The organism is Gordonia sp. NPDC003504 (assembly GCF_053587995.1).
In genome coordinates, this window is record NZ_JBSFPC010000007.1 from 33,410 (window position 1) to 53,117 (window position 19,708).

16 protein-coding genes are annotated in these 19,708 nt (G+C 66.1%); 8 read left to right on the forward strand and 8 right to left on the reverse strand.

Annotated features, from left to right (window positions below; translation table 11 throughout):
* Positions 1-33 precede the first annotated feature (33 nt).
* From efeB to efeU, 3 genes are read right to left on the reverse strand one after another with little or no spacing between them, the layout of a single operon-like run.
* Positions 34-1,350 carry an iron uptake transporter deferrochelatase/peroxidase subunit gene (gene efeB / locus ACWDPV_RS14255; RefSeq protein ID WP_449743506.1) on the reverse strand — a complete coding sequence of 439 codons (1,317 nt, stop codon included), beginning with the start codon at positions 1,348-1,350 and terminating at the stop codon, positions 34-36.
* Positions 1,350-2,537 (reverse strand): iron uptake system protein EfeO, encoded by a 1,188-nt coding sequence (gene efeO, locus ACWDPV_RS14260; protein WP_449743507.1) that lies wholly within the window; start codon positions 2,535-2,537, stop codon positions 1,350-1,352. The genes efeB and efeO overlap by 1 nt, the downstream gene beginning before the upstream one ends.
* Positions 2,534-4,177 (reverse strand): iron uptake transporter permease EfeU, encoded by a 1,644-nt coding sequence (efeU, locus tag ACWDPV_RS14265; protein ID WP_449743508.1) that lies wholly within the window; start codon positions 4,175-4,177, stop codon positions 2,534-2,536. Before efeU ends, efeO begins: the two co-directional genes overlap by 4 nt.
* Positions 4,178-4,536: 359 nt before the next feature.
* On the opposite strand from efeU, the gene ACWDPV_RS14270 reads away from it, so the two are divergent.
* The 5 genes from ACWDPV_RS14270 to ACWDPV_RS14290 all read left to right on the forward strand — a co-directional run bounded on the left by ACWDPV_RS14270 (position 4,537) and on the right by ACWDPV_RS14290 (position 8,844).
* Complete coding sequence (locus ACWDPV_RS14270) at positions 4,537-5,298, forward strand: lytic transglycosylase domain-containing protein (RefSeq protein ID WP_449743509.1); 762 nt, start codon at positions 4,537-4,539, stop codon at positions 5,296-5,298.
* Between the two features lie 103 nt (positions 5,299-5,401).
* Positions 5,402-6,685 (forward strand): phosphopyruvate hydratase, encoded by a 1,284-nt coding sequence (gene eno, locus ACWDPV_RS14275; protein ID WP_348802865.1) that lies wholly within the window; start codon positions 5,402-5,404, stop codon positions 6,683-6,685.
* Between the two features lie 13 nt (positions 6,686-6,698).
* Positions 6,699-7,340, forward strand: coding sequence for an FtsB family cell division protein (locus ACWDPV_RS14280; protein ID WP_449743510.1), 642 nt, complete (start codon positions 6,699-6,701; stop codon positions 7,338-7,340).
* A gap of 35 nt (positions 7,341-7,375) precedes the next feature.
* Entirely contained in the window at positions 7,376-7,900 is a 525-nt protein-coding gene (locus tag ACWDPV_RS14285) for a DUF501 domain-containing protein (protein ID WP_449743511.1), read from the forward strand.
* Entirely contained in the window at positions 7,897-8,844 is a 948-nt protein-coding gene (locus tag ACWDPV_RS14290; RefSeq protein ID WP_449743512.1) for a Ppx/GppA phosphatase family protein, read from the forward strand. The genes ACWDPV_RS14285 and ACWDPV_RS14290 overlap by 4 nt, the downstream gene beginning before the upstream one ends.
* 145 nt (positions 8,845-8,989) lie before the next feature.
* Here the strand turns inward: ACWDPV_RS14290 and ACWDPV_RS14295 are convergent, their stop codons facing one another.
* The 4 genes from ACWDPV_RS14295 to ACWDPV_RS14310 form a co-directional block, all read right to left on the reverse strand.
* Positions 8,990-9,493, reverse strand: a complete 504-nt coding sequence (locus ACWDPV_RS14295) for a DUF4395 domain-containing protein (protein WP_449743513.1) — start codon at positions 9,491-9,493, stop codon at positions 8,990-8,992.
* A gap of 124 nt (positions 9,494-9,617) precedes the next feature.
* On the reverse strand, positions 9,618-10,061 hold the full coding sequence (locus tag ACWDPV_RS14300) for a hypothetical protein (protein ID WP_449743514.1): 444 nt from the start codon (positions 10,059-10,061) through the stop codon (positions 9,618-9,620).
* Positions 10,062-10,317: 256 nt separating this feature from the next.
* The gene (locus tag ACWDPV_RS14305; protein WP_449743515.1) at positions 10,318-11,532 is read right to left on the reverse strand and encodes a fatty acid desaturase family protein; all 1,215 of its coding nucleotides are present in this window, start codon (positions 11,530-11,532) and stop codon (positions 10,318-10,320) included.
* 2 nt (positions 11,533-11,534) lie between these two features.
* Entirely contained in the window at positions 11,535-12,623 is a 1,089-nt protein-coding gene (locus ACWDPV_RS14310) for a ferredoxin reductase (RefSeq protein WP_449743516.1), read from the reverse strand.
* A gap of 226 nt (positions 12,624-12,849) precedes the next feature.
* Here ACWDPV_RS14310 and ACWDPV_RS14315 point away from each other — a divergent pair, with 226 nt between their 5' ends.
* The 3 genes from ACWDPV_RS14315 (at position 12,850) to ACWDPV_RS14325 (ending at position 17,848) form a co-directional block, all read left to right on the forward strand.
* On the forward strand, positions 12,850-14,235 hold the full coding sequence (locus ACWDPV_RS14315; protein ID WP_449743517.1) for an MFS transporter: 1,386 nt from the start codon (positions 12,850-12,852) through the stop codon (positions 14,233-14,235).
* 131 nt (positions 14,236-14,366) lie between these two features.
* Positions 14,367-17,618, forward strand: coding sequence for a carboxyl transferase domain-containing protein (locus ACWDPV_RS14320; protein WP_449743518.1), 3,252 nt, complete (start codon positions 14,367-14,369; stop codon positions 17,616-17,618).
* Positions 17,619-17,704: 86 nt separating this feature from the next.
* Positions 17,705-17,848: a hypothetical protein gene (locus ACWDPV_RS14325; RefSeq protein ID WP_449743519.1), complete on the forward strand. Its 144-nt coding sequence runs from the start codon at positions 17,705-17,707 to the stop codon at positions 17,846-17,848.
* A 328-nt stretch (positions 17,849-18,176) separates the two neighbouring features.
* Here the strand turns inward: ACWDPV_RS14325 and ACWDPV_RS14330 are convergent, their stop codons facing one another.
* On the reverse strand, positions 18,177-19,691 hold the full coding sequence (locus tag ACWDPV_RS14330) for an AMP-binding protein (RefSeq protein ID WP_449743520.1): 1,515 nt from the start codon (positions 19,689-19,691) through the stop codon (positions 18,177-18,179).
* Positions 19,692-19,708: the final 17 nt, after the last annotated feature.

Consider the following 19,708-nt stretch of genomic DNA (forward strand, 5'->3'; position numbering starts at 1 on the left):
ATTCGACTGTGCCGCAATGGGAATCCGATTCGCTCAGCCCCGGTACCCCAGCATCGTCTTGCCATACCAATCGCCGATCTCCTTCAGACCAGGCGGCACCGCCCACAGTGAACTCGAGATCGGGGAGATGTACTCGTTCAGCGCATCCTGGGCGAGGTTGTTCTGGATTCGCGCGAACTGATCGTGTGCGTTCTTCTGGTAGGCCATGAAGAACAACCCCGCGGCGAGTGTTCCGGTGCGCGTGTCGATGCCGTCGGTGTAGTTGTAACCGCGACGCAGGATCTGGGCTCCGCCGTTGCTGTCCGGGTGGGCGAGACGAACGTGGGAGAAGCGGTCGATCTTCGTCTGGCCCGAACTGTCCTTGACCGCGAAGTTGAGGTCGGTGAACTCCTCACCGCCCGACAGTGGCGCACCGGAATCCTTGATACGACCGAAGATCCGCTCCTGGTCGGAGATGTCATCGGAGTCCCACGCCTCGATGTGCATCCGGATCTTGCGGGTGACGAGGTAGCTGCCGCCGGTCATCCAGGCCTGATCGGTCTCGTCGCCCACCCACACCCACTGGTCGGCGACGGCCGGTTCCTCGGCCTTGATGTTGGCGGTACCGTCCTTGAATCCCAACAGGTTTCGGGGTGTGACCTGGGATGTGGTGGTGGCCGACGCGCGGCCGAAACCCTCCTGCAGCCAACGCAGCGTGACCACGTTGCGGCCGATCCGCGCGAGATTGCGCACGGCGTGGAAGGCGACCTGCGGATCCTCCGAGCACGCCTGGATGCAGATGTCACCACCGCTGATCGTGGGGTCGATGGTGGTGTCGACGGCCAACTGCCCCAACGGTTTCAGGGCGGCCGGCATTTTCGATTGCAGGCCGAGTCGGTCATCGAACAGGGTCGGCCCGAAGCCGACGGTCACCGTCAGCAGGTTCGGTCCGAGGTCGAAGGCCTCGCCGGTGTCGGCGGGCGGCGACTGGGGTCGGGATTCAACCGGCCCGACCGGTTTGCCCTCGACGAGCAGACTGGCCGCCGCCGCCCACCGCGCCAGCATCACCTCGAGGGTGTCGACGGTGACGGTGTCCTTCAGGTCGAAAGCCGCGAACACCAACGAATTCTGTTGACGGGTGATGATTCCGGCCTGATGCGGACCGTAGAACGGTACCGACTGGTCGGCGGTGTCCACCGAATCGTCGGCGGTCAGCGCATAGGTGATCCCGGCGCCGGCGGCCCCGCCGACCGCCAGGCCCGCACCCGCGATCCCCGCGCCGGTGAGGAAGCCGCGACGGTTCACACCGCGACGGCTCTCCCCGGTGCGTGGTTCGGCGGGCGTGGGCTCTGGCGTGTCGGCGGTACTCATCAGCTGGCAGCGGCGATCTTGCCACCGGCCTGCGCCAGCGGATCCTTGACGGCGATGATGGCCGCGGCCATTTCCCGCTTCTGCTCCTCGGTCACCTGGTCGAACGGCTTGAATCCGCCGGGCGCGTTGGGGTCACGGAAGGAGTCGACGAGGTCGTCGACCTTGTCGAAGGCCTGCTGGATGGTCGTCGTCAACTGCGGATCGATCTGGTTGAGAGCCGGTTTGACGATGGCGAAGGCCTGCTGACTGCCCTCGATGTTGGCCTGCATGTCGACGAAGTCGATGTGGCTGTACGCCTCTTCCTCGCCGGTCAGCTTGGTGGTCGACACCTCGTCGAGCAGATCGCCGGCACCGTTGATGATGTCGGCGGGCTTGACCTCGAAGCTCGGCTCGTTGACCAGTCGCTGCAGATCCTTGACGTTGGTCAGCAGCGTCTGGGACACCGGCGCCATGCCGTCGAGGTTGCCGGCCTCCCACAGCTGCTTCTCGATGACGTGGAAGCCCTCCCACGTGTCTCCGGGACCGACGGCGTCCGGACGTGCGTCGATGGCCACGTCGAGGTTGACGGCGTTGTCGGTGGAGCAGTCGGCGGCACCGTTGGCGCAGAAGGTGCCGGCGATCGGCTCGATGCGTTCGTAGTACGGTCGCGCCTTGATGTAGGCATCCTTGGCGGCGTTGACATCTCCGGCCTGCACCGCGGTGTTGAGTGCCTCGGTGGCGGTGACCAGACTGTTCACCTGGGTGATGACGTACTGCTTGTATTCGGCGGCGGCAGCGTTGAGCTGATCGGCGACGGTACCGGATGCCTGCGCCGCCTGACCGGTCACCGTGAAGGTGGTCTTCTCCGTGGTCGCACCGGGGCAGTAGATCTCGTAGGTGCCGCCATCGAGCTTGTGGGAGAACGACGTTGCGGCCATTCCGGGTGCGATGTTCTCGCGTTCGGCGAGGATCTTGCCGTCCTGGAGGAGTTCGACCTCGCTGACGGCGGCGGCGTTGGTGTTCTTGATCTCGAAGGTGATCGGGCCGGCCTCGACCTTGTCCGGAGTCACCGTGCAGCCGTCGTTGGTCATCTCGACCGTGACGGTCTTGGCCTCGCTCGACGAATCGTCGTCGCTGCTGCTGCAGGCGGCGACGCCGGCGAGGGCCACCACAGACGCTCCTGTGGCGACGAGTCGCATTGCCTTCATCGGGTGTGCTCCTTTTCCTCCAACGGCGCCACGGTAGCGGCCGGGTCTTGGGTTCTTCGTCTGCCGACGAACAGTAGGGCGGCTGCCACCAGCGCGAGGACGGCGGCGATGACGGTGAGTGTCAACGGGATTCGCACGCCTTGCGATTGGTGATCGAGGCGCTGCGCGTGAGCGCTGCCGAGGGCGGTGAGTTCGACGGCGGTGGGCTCATGACTCACGGTGACGGTCCCGACCTTGCCCAAAACCGTTGCGGCGCCGTGCTCCGGGGTGGCCGTGGCGGTGATCGCATAGGTCACCTGGGCGGCCACCGGTCGATGGAAGTACGGGTCCACCGAGACGGTCACGCTCGCGGTCACCGCGTACACGACCGGAGCGGACGTACCGAATTTCTGCGTGTCGAGGCCGACCGGGATGCGGCCGTTGTTGGCGGCGATGACCTGGGCAAGGGTCACGGTGGTGGGCGCACCGGTCACCAGGGTGTCGATCGGGATGTCGGGGCTGATCACCTGGGTGTAGCCCGGTGCGGTCACGGTGCCGAATGTCGTCGGGGCGATCGCAGTGAGTCGGGGCATCGGCGTGGTCACATCATCGGACTGCAGGGAACCGGTGGCCGACTCGGCGGTGACGTCGTCGACGCCGACCGAGACACCATCGGGTGTCCGCATCGTGGTGCCGGCGAGGATTCCGCTGGTGGTGGGCGCCTGGGTGACGGACATGGCCAATGTGGCCGACGGCAACGACGGCGTGGCGGGCGCGGTCAGGAACACGACCAGCGCCGCGACGGCGGCAAGCGCAGCGAAAGCGGCCGATACCAGGCCGACCCGACGATGAGGGAACGGTTTTCCGGCCGGCCACAACACGATCGCACCGACGATCGCCACGTAGAGCACCCAGCCGACGACCTCGATCAGCACCGGCTTGGGTTGCAACCCGAGCACACCGGTCAGCAGCGACGACTGCACCGAACCCGGCCGTACCAGCCAACTCAGATCGAGGACCTGCTGCTGGCCGGCGTCGAGCCAGCCGGCCTCGTGCGCGGTGTGCAGGGCCGTCATCACCAGGCCGGCCGCGACCAGGACGAGCAGTAGGCCGGTGACCTTGAAGAAGCGTGCCAGGTTGATCCGGACGCCACCGCGGTAGATGCCGTAGCCGAGCGCGATGGCGATCCCGATGCCGATGATGGCGCCCGCCGCCGAGGGCACCGCGTTCCCGCTGGCGTTGAAAGCGGCGACCAAAAAGACGGCGGTTTCCAGCCCTTCCCGCAACACCGCGAGAAACGCCATCAGCACGAACGCCGTCGCCGAACCATCGGCCATCGCGTCGGAGGCGGCAGACTCCAAGTCTCCCTTGAGGTCTCGTGAATGCTCACGCATCCACACGATCATGTAGGTGACCATCGCGACGGCGATCACCCCGATGACGGTCTCCAGTGCCTCCTGCTGGCGTTGGGGGAGATCGCGGGAGAGGACTTCGAGGCCGATGGCCACGGCGACGCAGATGGTGACGGCCACGCCGACGCCCACCCACATCCAGCGCAGGGCGTCGGTGCGGTTCTGCCGGCGCAGGAACGCCGCGATGATGCCGACGATGAGGGCGGCCTCCAGGCCCTCGCGGAGTCCGATGATCAGTGTTGCGAGCACGGCCACCCCATCCGGGTCGGGCCGGAAATGCCGGATTCTCCGGAGCCTGGCCGGGATACCGGATCACGGGTGACGGCCGTGACCAATGTGGGCGTGGCGCCCGACGTCGGCTCCATGTTCTGACTTTCGGTTATCGCTCGGCCGCGACGGAGGTCCGTCGTTTGGTGAGGCTAACCGATGACAGTAGCGCCTCGGATGGGGAACCGGAACGGTGTGGTCGGAGTTGAGAGTTAAGTCGGGACCATCGGCCCCACGGCGACGCCGCGATGTGGCGATCCGGTGCCCGATGTGTCACCCTGATTCGTTTGTTTGTCCAGGCTGTGAAGTCCACAGGTGTGAGTAGCGGTGAGGTTGCAGTGATGTACGGGGGTAGGGGAGTGCGCAGACGTACCGAGGTGGCGGCATCGGCGGTGCTCGCGGTCATCGGTTCGCTGACGTTGACCAGTTGCCTGGATCTGCCGTCGCTGAACCGACCCGACATCCCCGACGGCATCCCGCCGGCGATGGGCACCCCGCAGCCCTACATCGATATCGACGCCCCCGGACGCACCGCGGCGGAGATGGTGCAGTGGGCGACGCCGATCTCCGAGGCGACCGGTATCCCACTGGTGTCGCTGGAGGCCTACGGCAACGCGGCCGAGATCCAACGGCAGCAACATCCCGAGTGCGGCATCGGGTGGACGACGCTGGCCGGCATCGGTGGGGTGGAGAGCAAACACGGCACCTACCGGGGCGCGCGCATCGCGGCCAATGGCGACACCTCACCACCCATCCGTGGGGTGCCGCTGGACGGTACGCGCGGCAACCTGGAGATCCCCGACACCGATCAGGGGCGACTCGACGGCGACTCGACGCATGACCGGGCGATGGGTCCGTTCCAGTTCATCCCCGAGACCTGGACCCGTTACGGCGTCGACGCCAACGGCGACGGGAAGGTCGACCCCGACAACATCGACGACGCGGCGTTGTCGGCGGCACGGTATCTCTGCGTGTCCTCCGGCGGTGACATGACCACCGCGGCCGGATGGGAGAAAGCGGTGATGGTCTACAACAATTCGATGGCCTACGTCATCAATGTCCGCGACCACGCCAACGCGTATTCGGTGAACGTCCGATACTGAGTCCCCTCCTCGCCGGAAGAATCGGCGCACATGTTCTAGGCTTTGACGCGTACCCGTCGGCGTCCCAAGATGTCGCCGACCCGTTCATCGAAGGGGCTACACCGTGGCAATCATCGAACAGGTTGGCGCACGCGAGATTCTCGATTCGCGAGGCAACCCGACCGTCGAGGTCGAGGTCGTTCTCGACGATGGAACCTTCACTCGTGCCGCCGTGCCGTCGGGTGCCTCGACGGGTGAACACGAGGCCGTCGAGTTGCGTGACGGTGGCGAGCGCTACAACGGCAAGGGCGTCACCAAGGCCGTCGAGGGTGTCCTCGGTGAGCTGGCCCCGGCCGTGATCGGTATCGACGCCGAGGAGCAGCGTCTGGTCGATCAGGCGCTCCTGGACTGCGACGGCACCCCCGACAAGAGCCGCATCGGCGCCAACGCCATCCTCGGTGTCTCCCTGGCCGTGGCCAAGGGTGCCGCCGAATCGGCGGGCCTGCCGCTGTTCCGCTACGTCGGCGGACCCAACGCGCACATCCTCCCGGTGCCCTGCATGAACATCATCAACGGTGGTGAGCACGCCGACAATGGCATCGACTTCCAGGAATTCATGATCTGCCCGGTCGGCGCACCCACCTTCAAGGAGGCCCTGCGGGCCGGCGCCGAGGTTTACCACGCGCTCAAGTCGGTGCTGCACAAGCAGGGACTGGCCACCGCGCTCGGCGACGAGGGTGGATTCGCTCCCGACCTGGCCAACACCGACGCCGCGATCTCGGTGATCGGCGAGGCCGTCGGCAAGGCCGGCTACAACTTCGGTAAGGACATCGTGATCGCGCTCGACGCGGCCGCCACCGAGTTCTTCTCCGACGGCGTCTACAAGCTCGAGGGCAAGGACTACTCGTCCGACGAGATGGTGCCGTACTACGAGAAGCTGGTCGCCGACTTCCCGATCGTGTCGATCGAGGACGGGCTGGCCGAGGATGACTGGGACGGCTGGGCCAAGCTCACCGAGGCCATCGGCGACAAGGTGCAGCTGGTCGGTGACGACCTGTTCGTCACCAACCCGGAGCGCCTCGAGGAGGGCATCTCCAAGGGCATCGCCAACGCGCTGCTGGTGAAGGTGAACCAGATCGGCACCCTCACCGAGACGCTGGACGCGGTCGCCCTGGCCCACAACAACAGCTACAAGACGATGATGAGCCACCGGTCCGGTGAGACCGAGGACACCACCATCGCCGATCTCGCCGTGGCGTGTGCCAGCGGTCAGATCAAGACCGGTGCCCCGGCCCGCAGTGAGCGCGTCGCCAAGTACAACCAGCTGCTGCGCATCGAGGAAGGCCTCGGCGACGCGGCACGCTACGCCGGGGACCTCGCCTTCCCCCGGTTCTCGTTTGGTTCGTGATTAGCTAGGGTCCATGGCACAGGGCTATGGGCGTTCCCGCGACGATCGGCGTCGGCGGGCGAACGGATCCGTTCGGGATTCGCGTTCCACGGAACGAGCCCGCCGCGCCCGCCGCTCGTCGACGTCGCGTCGTCCGGTTTCGGTGATCGAGACCGGCGAGCAGGAGATCCACTCCGATGACGTGGAGATCGTCGACGAGATCACCGAGGAGCGGCCGCGGCCGAGTCGTCTTCCCCGACGCCGGCCCCCCGTCACGCAGACGATCGCCGGACGGGTCCGGCGGATGGATGCGAAGCGGGCGGTGGTTCTGGCGCTGGTTCTCGGTGTCGTGATCGTGGCGTTGGCTCCGTCGCTGCGCAACTACTATGCGGGCCGCACCGAGTACAACCAGATCGTCGAATCCAACGCCCAACTGCGTGAACAAGAGGCCTACTACCAGCAGAAGGTGAACGAGCAGGGCGACCCGGCGTACGTCGAGGCGCAGGCCAGGGCGCGTCTGCAGTTCGTGCGCCCCGGCGAGACCCCATTGGTGATGATGTACCCCGGCGATGCGGAGCGGCAGGCGCAACAGCAGGCCGCCGAGCAGCACGCCCGCAACCCCTGGTACGGCAATCTGTGGGAGTCGGTGTCGACGCCGCCCGACGACGACCGGTGAGCGACGCCTCGCCGGGCCGGTAGGGTTATCCACTCGTGAGCATCTCTGACGACGATCTGGCGATCGTGACCGCGCAGCTGGGACGTGAACCGCGCGGAGTGATCGAGGTCAGCTACCGCACCCCCGATGGGCAGCCGGCGGTCATCAAGACGCGACCGCGTCTGCCCGACGGCACGCCGTTTCCGACCCTGTACTACCTGACCGATCCACGGCTGACCGCCGAAGCGAGCCGGCAGGAGTCGGCCGGGGTCATGAAGGAGATGACCGCACGGCTGTCCACGGATCCGCAGCTGGCCGCCGCCTATCGCCGAGCGCACGAGTCCTACCTCGCCGAACGTGACGAGATCGACTGTCTCGGAACAGATTTCACCGGCGGAGGGATGCCTGACCGGGTCAAGTGCCTGCACGTGCTCATTGCCCACTCCCTTGCGAAGGGGCCGGGGGTCAACCCGCTCGGTGACGAATCCGTTGCGCTGGCAGCCGATTCCGGTCTCCGCGGTAGCGTGATTCCGGCGGACTGGCCGCCGTACACCGCACCGGCCGAGAGTGACCCGTCATGACCGTCGTCGGCGCTGTCGACTGCGGCACCAACTCCATCCGCCTGCTGATCGCGCGTCCGACCGAGGACGGCCGACTCGTCGACATCCGCCGCGAGATGCGGGTCGTCCGACTCGGGCAGGGCGTCGACGCCACCGGCATGTTCGCCGACGAGGCGCTCGAGCGGACGCGGGCGGCTCTGTCTGATTACGTCGACGCGATGGTGGCCGCCGGCGTCGAACGCGTCCGGATGGTGGCGACCTCGGCCACCCGGGACGCGTCGAACCGCGACGACTTCTTCGCGATGACGGCGCAGTTGCTCGGTGCCGTGGTGCCCGGCGCCGTCGCCGAGGTGATCTCCGGAGACGAGGAGGCGCACCTCTCGTTTCGAGGTGCGGTGAGCGAACTCGATTCGGCCCGTGGGCCGTTCGTCGTCACCGATCTGGGCGGAGGTTCCACCGAGGTGGTCGTCGGCGACGGGCATGGGGTGATCGCCGGGTACTCGGCGAACATCGGATGTGTCCGCGTCACCGAACGCGCGTTGCCATCGGACCCGCCGACGGCCGGCGAGGTCGCTGCCGCCGAGGAGTTCATCCGGGAGCGGCTGGCACCGGCATTCGCGGCGGTGCCCGTCGAGCGCGCCCACACCTGGGTCGGCGTCGCCGGCACTCTGACCACCCTCGCGGCCCTGCACCTCGGCTTGACCGAATACGACTCCGACGTGATTCACCTGTCGAGCGTGCCGCTCGACGACCTCGACGCGGTCTGCCGTCGACTGGTGGCGATGACACGAGCCGAACGCGCCGCACTGGGGCCCATGCATCCCGGTCGCGTCGACGTGATCGGCGGCGGTTCGCTGGTGACCATGGAGTTGGCGCGGCAACTCGCCGAGCGAGCCGGGATCACCCAACTCGTCGTCAGCGAACACGATATCCTCGACGGGATCGCTTTGGGGTTGCTCGACTGACGGTCTGTCGCTGGTCGAGCTCCGGGTGCCCGCTGGTCGAGCGGCGGCTGGTGGGTCCGAAAACCCTACCGGGCCAACATCCTTCACCGGACGCGGTCGAACCGGCAGCGCTCAACCCAGTGCAGCGCCGACACTCAGCCGCGACTCACGACACCGGAGCGCTCGGCGTCCGCAAAGAGATGTTGTTGCAGGCCTCGCAAACGTCCTCGGGAATCACCCCGCGACGCTGGAGGAAACCGAAGATGGTGCAGCCCAGGCAGAATCCGAGTGCGAACTCGAGTGTCGCGGCGACGATCAGGACACCGACGACGATCTGCGCGGCGAGACCGAACCCGAGCAGGCTGAGTACCAGCGCCGTGGTGCTGACGGCCAAACCGATGCCCTGCGCGAACCGCTTCGGTGGACCCGGGACCAACTTCGTCTTGCGCCAGACCTTCGGCGCGATCACCCGTACCGACAGCTGGCCGAACGGCGACAGCTTGGGTCCCGACAGCACCCGAAGCAGGAATCCGACCGCCAGCACCGCGTAGAGCGCCCAGTGGTTGACGACGATCGTCACGACGGCCAGCGCCACCACCAGTCCCGCCGTCGAACGGGCTGCGTAATCATTGACCGGATTGGGGAAGGTGAACACCGACGGCGCCGACACACTGACCTCCTGGCTCAAACTGCGTAACGGAACCAAGCTACGTGTGTACGCCAGTGGCACCAAATCTTTGACTCAGTGTGCGTGAAACCCCGAAAGAGCAGGGTAAACGGGGTGAACAGGTGCCTCAGTCGTCGGTGGGGGCCACCGGAGCCTCCATCATCCCCTCGAGAGTCGCAGACTCCCCACCGTCCGGGGAACCCAGGCTGTCGGTGTCGGAATCGAGATCCTCGACATCCTGCGGCACCACCGGGGCCTCGATCGACGCCTCGAGATTGGGCACCTCGATATCGGCCTCGATCGCACCAATGTCGGTCTCGGCGGGTTCCGCATCCAGAAGGTCATCGACCACGTCGTCCACCAGATCGGCGTCAAGGATGCGCGCCTCATCGGCCTTCGCCTTCTGCGCCGCCTCCCGCATCTCGAACCCATCGGTGATGATCTCGCCGATCTCCCGCGCGACATCCGCCACCGCGGACGTGATGATCGTGGCGATCTGACCCACATGAGTAGCAGTCGACTCGACGAGTTCCTGGACCAGATCCTTATTGCGTTCAATGCGATCGACCATGAGTTGTCAGTCTCCTTGTCCCCGGAAACCGCGACGACGAACGTCCACGCGGTAGTCGCCGCTGAGGATACTCGTGTTTGTTGGCGCCGGCTCCGCCGTCGCGTGCCCGGCGGGCCGGCAGCACCGCGTCTTCCTCCTCATCGCATTGTCCTCATCGCATCGTCGCTTCGCTCCTCGCTCCTCGTCGTGCAGACGCACCGCGCCCGCCGGGCGTTGGCTGGTTGGCACAGGCTCCGGCGGACGTGGTGAGTGGCTCTCAGGCTGCGCCGGCCGGCTTCTCCCGCTCGACGACGACGTTCAGGTCATTGTCGTCGCGGGTCATGAAGTTCGGCAGCGACAGCTTGGCGATCTTCATCCACGTCGAGCCGAGCTGACGCCGCAGCGAACCGGTGTTGTACGGCAGCCCGTGGCGTTCGCACACCTCGCGGACCTCGGCGGCCATCTCGGGGTAGCGGCTGGCCGGAATGTCCGGGAACAGGTGATGCTCGATCTGGTGCGACAGGTTGCCGCTCATGATGTGGAACAGTTCACCACCCTCGATGTTGGCCGAGCCGAGCATCTGTCGCAGGTACCACTGGCCACGGGTCTCGTTCTGGCATTCCTCGGAGGTGAACGTCTGCGCCCCGGTGGGGAAGTGGCCGCAGAAGATGATCGAGTACGCCCACACATTGCGCACCAGGTTCGCGGTGGCGTTGCCCAGCAGGGTTGGGATGAACATCGGGCCCGACAGTGCCGGGAAGACCACATAGTCCTTGAGGACCTGCCGACTTGCCTTGCGCCACATGCCCTTCACCAGGCCCTTGACGTCGCTCCACTTGCGCTTGCCGGCCACGAGGTTCTCGGCCTCGAGATCGTGGAGCATGACACCCCACTCGAAGAGCAGCATCAGTGCCGTAGCGTACCCGAGATTGCCCAGATAGTACGGATTCCACTTCTGGTCTCGCGCCATCCGCAGGATGCCGTAGCCGATGTCACGATCCTCGCCGAGGATGTTGGTGAAGGTGTGATGCAGGTAGTTGTGGCTGTGCTTCCACTGATCGCCGGGACACACGTTGTCCCACTCGAATTCACGCGAATTGTAGGTGTCCTCCCGCATCCAGTCGTACTGGCCGTGCATCACGTTGTGGCCGATTTCCATGTTGTCGAGAATCTTCGACACCGACAACGCGGCCACCCCGGCGACCCACGCCGGCGGGAAGAAGCCCGCGAACAACAGTGCGCGCCCGGTGAATTCGAGGCCGCGCTGGGTGCGGATGATCTTGTAGAGGTACTCACGATCCTTGGTGCCCAGGTCGGCGACGACCCGGGCGCGGATCTCGTCGAGCTCACGGCCGAGTTGCTCGACCTGCTCGTAACTCAGGTGCACGGTGTTCCGGTCCTCCGACGGGGTCGGCGGAAGAACCTGCAAGGCGGGGAGATTCGGGGTGCTCTCGACGATCTCCGGGCTGGTGGGAACGATGTTGGTTGCCATGTCTAAACCTCGATTTCGACGTCGCCGACGGGTGCATTGATGCACAACTGGATCTGGGTGTCGGATTCGGTATCGGTCTCGCCGGTCAGCACATTGCGGGTGCATCCCGACTTCTTGATTGCGGTGCAGGAAAAGCAGATCCCCATGCGGCAGCCCGACTCCGGGGTCAATCCGGCAGATTCGGCCTGGTCGAGGATCGGGCGACCGTCGTTGGTCGCCGACGTGCCCGAACGGGCGAAGGTGAGTTCGCCGTGCACGGGCTCGTTGGGGTCGACGGCGATGGGTGCTGCGAGAGTGAACGCCTCGCTGTGCACACGTGCCGTCGGGTTGTGGGTGTCGTAGTACTCGAACACGGCGTCCATCAGTGCAGCCGGGCCGCAGACGAAGACGTCAGAACCGTCGTGTCCCGCGATGTCGTCGAGATGGGTGGCCGTGAAATGACCGGTGGCACCCTCATCGCCACCGCGGGTGTAGAAGATCCGCAGGTCGAGATTCGGGTGAACCGCGGCCAGGGCGGACAACTCCGCCCGGTAAGCGAGGTCGGCCGGGGTGCGCGCGTAGTGCACGAAGGTGATGGTGTCGCGATAGCCATTGGCCACGAGCGTACGCAGCATTGAGAGTGCAGGTGTAATGCCGCTGCCGCCGCTGATGAAGACCGGTGCCCCGACACCGTCGGCCGGTAGCCTGAAGTCGCCGGATGCCTGGGAGAGTCCGTAGACATCGCCGACGCGGGCGTGTGCTCGCAGGTGTCGCGAGACATAGCCGTCGTCATGAGCGGTGATGGTCAGTTCCACGGTGCCGTCCGGCCCGGCCGATGCGTTGGCGGGGGAGAAGCAGCGGGTCTGTCGAACACCATCGACTACCACGTTGAGCTGGACAAACTGTCCGGCCTCGTGGCCCTTCCACTGCCGCGTTGGCGTGAGGGTCAGCCGCACGGTGCGAGGGGTGGGATGCTCGACGCGGGTCACCCGGGCACGCAGGTCGCGCCAGGTGAGCATCGGGTCGACGAGTTCGAGATAGCGGTCGACCGGATGCGGCGACATGGTGGCCTCGACGATCGAGGAGAAGAGTTCGGGAAAGCGGATGCTCATGGGGCTGGCTCCGTTCGTCACACTCCGTTTGAGTGAACAGCTGTACTCCGAACAGTCTGGCATGACCCGGGCCCCGCGCGTCAAGGGAAAACGACAACCCTGACCTCCCGTCTGGTCACAGGCGGCGCGGTGAGTGATTGACATCACTATCGCGGCTTGCGATAGTGGCGTGAGTTGAATTTGAGCTCAACTTCATCCTGGTCCCGCACAATCACAGGAGAGTGGTATGGCAGCAGATAGATCCGCAGAACGAGCACGCGTGGCGGCGCCGACGAGTTCCGATTCCCATGGCACGCGCGCCCACCGAAAACTCCTGACCGCCGGGCTCGTCGGCAGTTCGATCGAGTGGTACGACTTCTTCCTCTACGGCACCGCGGCCGCGTTGGTGTTCCCGCACATCTTCTTTCCCGGTTCGTCGCCGTTCGTGGCAACACTGTTGTCCTTCAGCACGTTCTGGGCCGGATTCGTTGCACGGCCCATCGGCGGTCTGATCGCGGGTCACTACGGCGACAAGTACGGTCGCAAACCGGCGGTGGTCGTCTCCCTGTTCGTGATGGGGGCGTGCACCTTCCTCATCGGCTGTCTGCCCACGGCCGGGGCGATCGGCGTGGCCGCCCCGATCCTGCTGGTGCTGTTGCGATTCGCGCAGGGACTGGCGTGCGGCGGCCAGTGGGGCGGCATCGTGCTGTTGCTCACCGAGTCGGCGAGTCCCAAACGTCGTGGATTCTCCGGGACATTCGGCCAGATGGGCGTCAGTTTCGGTGTGCTGCTGGGCAATCTGATCTTCGTCGGAACCAGCTCGGCGGTGTCCAACGAGGCGTTCCTGTCCTGGGGTTGGCGGATACCGTTCCTGCTGTCGGCGGTGCTGTTCCCGGTGGTCTATTTCATCCAGACCCGCGTCGAGGACTCACCGGAGTTCAAGGAGCTCGAGCGGCAGGTCGCTGCCGGCAAAGAGGTCGTACCCCAGGCGCCACTGCTGGAGGCGATCAGGGGGAGCTGGCGCACCATCCTGCTCGGCTGCGGTCTCCTCGCCGCCACCAACGCCCTGTTCTACATCTCGATCGCCGGTGTGTTGAGCTACGCCACTGCCGCGCTGGACATGAACCGCAACCAACTGCTCACCATGTCGATGCTCAGCTGCCTGATCTCGGTGCCGGTCGTGGCGTGGTCCGGCTGGATGTCGGACCGCATCGGCCGCCGGCCCTTGATCATGGTGGGCGCGGTCGGCATCGTCGCCTGGGCCTTCCCGTACTTCTGGCTCGTCAACACCGCCAACCTCGCCGCGTTCTTCGTGGCGGTCACCGTCGGATCGATCTTCCAGTCGATGACCTACGGACCGATCGCCGCGTTCATGGGAGAGTTGTTCGCCCCGAACGTTCGGTACTCGGGAGCGTCGCTGGCCTACCAGCTCGCCGCCATCACGATCAGCGGTGGCACGCCGTTCATCATGACCGCACTGATCGAGGAGACCGGCACCACGACGCTGGTCGCCGGGTTCGTGGCGCTGATGGGTGTGATCACCTTCGCCTCGGCATGGCGTCTGCGTGAAACCAATCCGGCGTCGGTCCTCAGCGACCCGCGGGCACTCCCGGGACTGGCGCGCGCGGTCTGAGACACGCACGGGCTCCGACGTCCACCGGGTGACCGGTGGACGTCGCGGTGTGTGCCACATGCGGAACCCGCCGTCGACGACCGGGCGGGCTGCGCGAGGATGATCTGACAGCACGAGCGAGGGAGCGTGACATGACGGTTGCGACGCCGGCGACGGTGTTCGTCGCCAATCGGGGCGAGATCGCCTTGCGGATCATTCGCACGGCCAGGGAACTGGGATACGTCACCGTCGCCGTCTACGCAGCAGACGACGCCGACGCCCCACACGTATCCGCGGCGTCGATCGCGATGGCCCTGCCCGGTGTCGGTGCATCGGCCTACCTGAACATCACGGCGATGGTGGCGTCGGCCGTGAACGCCGGCGCGACACTCATCCACCCGGGCTACGGATTCCTCAGTGAGTCCGCCGAATTCGCGCGTGCCTGTGTCGAGGCCGGACTGAACTTCGTCGGCCCGGACGCCGAGATACTCGAGTTGTTCGGAGACAAGGCGGCCGCCCGCTCGGCGGCAGTCGCCGCAGGCGTGCCGGTTCTCGAGGCCACCGGCGGCGGAATCGACGAGGCCACCGCGCAACGGTTTCTGCTCGCTCATCCGGCCGGAATCATGCTCAAGGCGATCGCCGGCGGCGGTGGCCGCGGAACGCGACCGGTGACCGACCCCGCCGATCTCGGTGAGGCATTCCGGGTGTGCACTTCCGAGGCGGAGATGGGCTTCGGCGACGGATCGTTGTTCGCCGAGGAACTACTCCGCGGAGCACGCCACATCGAGGTGCAGGTGGTCGCTGCGCGCGACGACGCCGGGGTGGCACACGCTCTGGCGATCGGCGACCGCGACTGCAGCGTGCAGCGGCGCCGGCAGAAGCTCGTGGAGATCGCTCCGGCACCGGGTCTTGACGCGGACGTGCGGTCCGCGTTGCATCGGTCGGCGGTGACCCTGTGCGCTCAGAATGGGTATCGCGGATTGGCCACCGTCGAATTCCTGGTCACCGGTGATACGTTCGTCTTCCTGGAGGTCAACCCACGAATTCAGGTGGAGCACACCATCACCGAAGAGGTGACCGGAATCGACCTCGTGGAGGTGGGGCTGCGGGTCGCCGAGGGGTGTGCTCTCGACGAATTGGGGTTGCCCGCCGGTGTGACCGCGGTGGGCGATCAGGTGTCGGGGACGGTGGCATCAAGCCACGGAATCGCGATCCAGGCTCGCATCAATACCGAGACCATCGGACCCGATGCGGCCACCACCCCCGATTCCGGTGCGTTGACGGTGTTCTCGCCACCGACCGGCCCCGGGATCCGCGTCGATACCTATGGCCGTCCCGGTTTGGTGATCAGCCCACGCTACGACTCGTTGCTGGCCAAGGTGATCGGCCACGTACGTCACGACGATTTCGCCGCAGCCGTCCGCAAAGTCGACGCCGCGTTGGCGGACTTTGCCATCGACGGTGTCTCGACCACGATTGCGGTGCTGCGTGCGGTGTTGGCAGACAAGGAGTTCGGCGTGGGTGCTGTCGGCACCGACTACCTCGAGCGTCGAATCGCAGACTTGGTACCGGAGGAGTCGCTCGCCGATGGTCCATCGGTGTGTCGGGACCAGGTGCAGGTCGGGGCGGACGAGCAGGTACTGACCGCGCCGATGGCCGGAGTGGTGGTCGATCTGCCGACCGTCGGCACCGTCATTCCCGCGCAAGCGCCGATCGTGGTCCTCGAAGCGATGAAGATGGAACACGTTGTGTCGCTGCCCCATTCGGTTGAAATTCGACGGGTGCTGGGCGTCCCTCACCGGGCGGTACCTGTTGGTGAGTCATTGGTGATCCTGGCCGGCGTTGATGGGGCCGTCGCGGTCGATGTCGATGTGATCGATCCCGACGAGGTCCGCGAGGATCTCGCCGAGATCCTTCGACGACACGATGTCACCCGGGACGACGCTCGCCCCGAGGCGGTGGCTAAGCGACATGCCCAGGGGCGTCGCACGGCGCGTGAGAACATTTCCGATCTGGTCGACGAGGGAAGTTTCACCGAGTACGGTGCGTTGGCGTTGGCCGCCCAGCGCACCCGTCGCAGTGAAGAGGACCTGGTCGCCAACACACCGGCCGACGGCCTCGTGGGCGGTGTGGCCACGATAGGTGCCGATCAGGTGGGTGCGGCGACCGCGGAGGCGGTGGTGATCTCGTATGACTACACCGTCCTCGCCGGTACCCAGGGGATGCGCAATCACGCCAAGACCGACCGTCTACTCGAGATCGCCAGGCGCAAGCGGATTCCGTTGGTGCTTTTCGCCGAAGGTGGTGGCGGTCGTCCCGGCGATACCGATGCGCTCGGCGCCGCGGGACTGGAACTCGATACCTTCCGCTCGATGGCCGGATTGCGCGGCGTCGTTCCCACCGTGGCCATCGTGTCGGGGCGATGTTTCGCCGGGAACGCCGCTCTGGCCGGTGCGTGTGATGTTCTCATCGCCACCCGCGACGCCAACATCGGCATGGGCGGGCCGGCGATGGTCGAGGGTGGCGGACTCGGTGTGTTCCGGCCCGAGGAGATCGGACCCGTCGATGTGCAATCGCGAAACGGAGTGGTCCACGTCGCGGCGCGCGACGAGGCCGACGCCGTCGCCATTGCACGACGATACCTCTCGTATTTCCAAGGGGATCGTGACGAATGGGAGGCACCCGATGTACGCCTGGCCCGACATGTGGTCCCGGAGAATCGGTTACGCGCCTACGCTATCCGATCCGCCATCGATGCGGTGGCCGACGTCGGATCGGTACTCGAGTTGCGGCGTGACTACGGCGTCGGCATGGTCACCGCACTGATCCGGGTCGAGGGTGTGGCCTACGGTGTCCTTGCAAACTCCAATGCGCACCTGGGTGGTGCGATCGATGCCGAGGCCGCGGATAAGGCCACCGAGTTCCTCGGGCTCTGCGAGGCGCACCGACTTCCTGTTGTGACACTCTGCGACACACCGGGTTTCATGGTCGGTCCCGAATCCGAGAAGGACGCCACGGTGCGCCGGTTCGGGCGCATGTTCATTGCCGGGGCGCGACTGACGGTCCCGTTCGGCATGATCATTCTCCGCAAGGGCTACGGTCTCGGCGCGATGGCCATGGCCGGCGGCTCGTTCCACGCACCCGAGTTCACGGTGGCGTGGCCGACGGGTGAGATCGGCGCCATGGGTTTGGAAGGCTCGGTGCGGCTGGGATTTCGGAAGGAACTCGAAGCGGTGACCGATCCTGGCGAGCGTGCTGCGCTCTTCGACGAGCTCCTCGCCGGGGCGTACGCACATGGTAAGGCGCTGCAGTCGGCCACCACCTTCGAACTCGACGACGTCATCGATCCGGCGACCTCACGTGAGTGGATTCGACAACTGGCGAGATCACGGAACCGCCACTGACCTGAGGTTGACGGGGGTGCGGCCGCACATCCTGTCGCTGGTCCAGCCCATCTGCTGGTCGAGCCGCCCGTCCCGTTGGTCGTGTCGTGGATGGTGATCCGCGTACGCGACGCATGATCCAGCCCGGCAGTGGTGTCGGGGTCGTCGGGATCGTCGGTGATCGCAACACCGTCTCCGTCGAAGACGACCAGTTCGATCTCCCCGGTATCGGTGACACCAGATACCTCTGAGCGCTCGCCGCCCACGGCGTCGGGACCATCCCGCTGATCGAGCGGTCGAGGCTTGACGGGATCGGATTGGGCAGCGCCTGAATCGTATTCGTCGACGCCTGGTCGGTTCGGTCGGTGACCCGCCCTCGTGGTCGCACTCGCTGTCAGCGTCCGAACTTGCCGAGTCGTCGATGTCGGCGGCGTCGGCTACGGGCGTCGTTTCGGCGGAGCTCAACGCGGCGGTTGGCGCTCTGCCCGGCTCGACCGGCGGTCTAGTGTCTCGGCCGACGGGTGGGACACGCGACGGGCGCGGATGTGCCTGAACGCGGGCGGGGAGAGTGATCGGGACTCAGCCGGCGGATGAGTGCGCGACCGGCCGGCGAAGTGTGGTTCGGTCGATCTGTCGTTTGAGGATCTTGCCGGTGGAGCCCTTGGGTAGGGCGTCGGTGAACGCGACGATTCGCGGAATCTTGTACGCGGAGAGTCGCTCCCGGCACCACGCGGTGATCTCTTCGCCGGTGACGGCCGCGTCGGGTCGAAGGGCCACGACTGCTGCCACTTCCTCGCCGTAGTGATCGTCGGCGATCCCGATGACGGCCGCCTCCACAACGTCCGGGTGCGCGTACAGCACTTCTTCGACCTCGCCGGGATACACGTTGTACCCGCCCCGGATGATGAGATCTTTGACGCGGTCGACGATCCGGAGATCGCCGTCGTCGTCGAACGCGCCGAGATCGCCGGTCCGGAACCAGCCGTCCGGTGACAGAACGGCCGCGGTGGCTTCGGGCATCTGCCAATAGCCCTTCATCACCGTGTCGCCCTGGATGAACACCTCGCCGACAATGCCGTTCGCGCAGCGATTTCCATCGCTGTCGCGGATTTCAATCGCGGTACGTGGCGCCACCGCTCCGGTGGATCCGATCTTTGCGCCGCGATCGATGTCGTTGAACGTCGCCATCGCCGTCGTCTCGGTCAAGCCGTATCCCTCGAGGAGGGTGCAGTCGAATCGCTTCTCAAACGCCGTCGCGATGTCGCCGGGCAAGGATGCGCCGCCCGACACCGCCACCCGCAACTGTGCGAAGTCGGCGGCGGCGTCGTCGGGGACGTTGTGCAGCATGGCATTCCACATGGTGGGTACACCACACATGATGGTGAGACGGTCGCGACGCAGCATCTCGAGCATTCCGTCGGGAGTGAACCGCGGCAGGAGTGAGATCGCTGCGCCCGAGGTGAAGCCGGCCATCATCACCGAGGCCTGGCCGAACACGTGGAACAGTGGCAGGCCGGTGCCGATGCGGTCATCGGCGGTACCGCGACTCAAGGACGCCGCGATCTGTCCCGCCGCAAGGAGATTGCCCACGGTCAATTCCGCGCCCTTGGGCTTCCCGGTGGTGCCCGAGGTGTACAGGATCGCCGCGGTGTCCTCGGGCTCGCGGTCGGCGGGAGCGTCGATGCGACGGTCGCCGGACGGTGCGCCGGGCAGGAGGTCGATCACGTCCACGTCAACGGCGTGGGCGGCGTCGGAGACCGCCTGGCCGAGCTCGTGCCATCGAATGGCGAGTGCAGCAGAGGAATTGACCAAGAAGTACTCGATCTCCGCCGCGGTCGACATGGTGTTCACCGTGATGACGGTCGCGCCGAGCGCCTGCACGCCGAGATAGGCGACGGCGAACTCGGGCACCGACGGTGCGGCGAGAAGTACCCGGTCACCCGGGCGCACTCCCGCTGTGAGGAGACCGCCCGCATACGTCAGCGTCGTCTCGTACAGATCGCGATAGGACCAGCGCGTCCCTTCCGCGCGGAGCGCGACCGCTTCCGGGGTGGTGACGGCGTGGTGGCGGACAGGGTCGAGGACTGAAGGCATAGCCGGTACTCCGATGA

Excerpts from the sequence above, each read along its gene's own strand:
- ACWDPV_RS14280 (WP_449743510.1), top strand. The coding sequence starts at position 6,699 with ATGGCACAGGGCTATGGGCGTTCCCGCGACGATCGGCGTCGGCGGGCG.
- ACWDPV_RS14320 (WP_449743518.1), top strand. The coding sequence starts at position 14,367 with ATGACGGTTGCGACGCCGGCGACGGTGTTCGTCGCCAATCGGGGCGAG.
- efeO (WP_449743507.1), bottom strand. The coding sequence starts at position 2,537 with ATGAAGGCAATGCGACTCGTCGCCACAGGAGCGTCTGTGGTGGCCCTC.
- ACWDPV_RS14290 (WP_449743512.1), top strand. The coding sequence starts at position 7,897 with ATGACCGTCGTCGGCGCTGTCGACTGCGGCACCAACTCCATCCGCCTG.
- ACWDPV_RS14300 (WP_449743514.1), bottom strand. The coding sequence starts at position 10,061 with ATGGTCGATCGCATTGAACGCAATAAGGATCTGGTCCAGGAACTCGTC.
- ACWDPV_RS14310 (WP_449743516.1), bottom strand. The coding sequence starts at position 12,623 with ATGAGCATCCGCTTTCCCGAACTCTTCTCCTCGATCGTCGAGGCCACC.
- ACWDPV_RS14305 (WP_449743515.1), bottom strand. The coding sequence starts at position 11,532 with ATGGCAACCAACATCGTTCCCACCAGCCCGGAGATCGTCGAGAGCACC.
- ACWDPV_RS14315 (WP_449743517.1), top strand. The coding sequence starts at position 12,850 with ATGGCAGCAGATAGATCCGCAGAACGAGCACGCGTGGCGGCGCCGACG.
- ACWDPV_RS14270 (WP_449743509.1), top strand. The coding sequence starts at position 4,537 with ATGTACGGGGGTAGGGGAGTGCGCAGACGTACCGAGGTGGCGGCATCG.
- efeB (WP_449743506.1), bottom strand. The coding sequence starts at position 1,350 with ATGAGTACCGCCGACACGCCAGAGCCCACGCCCGCCGAACCACGCACC.
- ACWDPV_RS14330 (WP_449743520.1), bottom strand. The coding sequence starts at position 19,691 with ATGCCTTCAGTCCTCGACCCTGTCCGCCACCACGCCGTCACCACCCCG.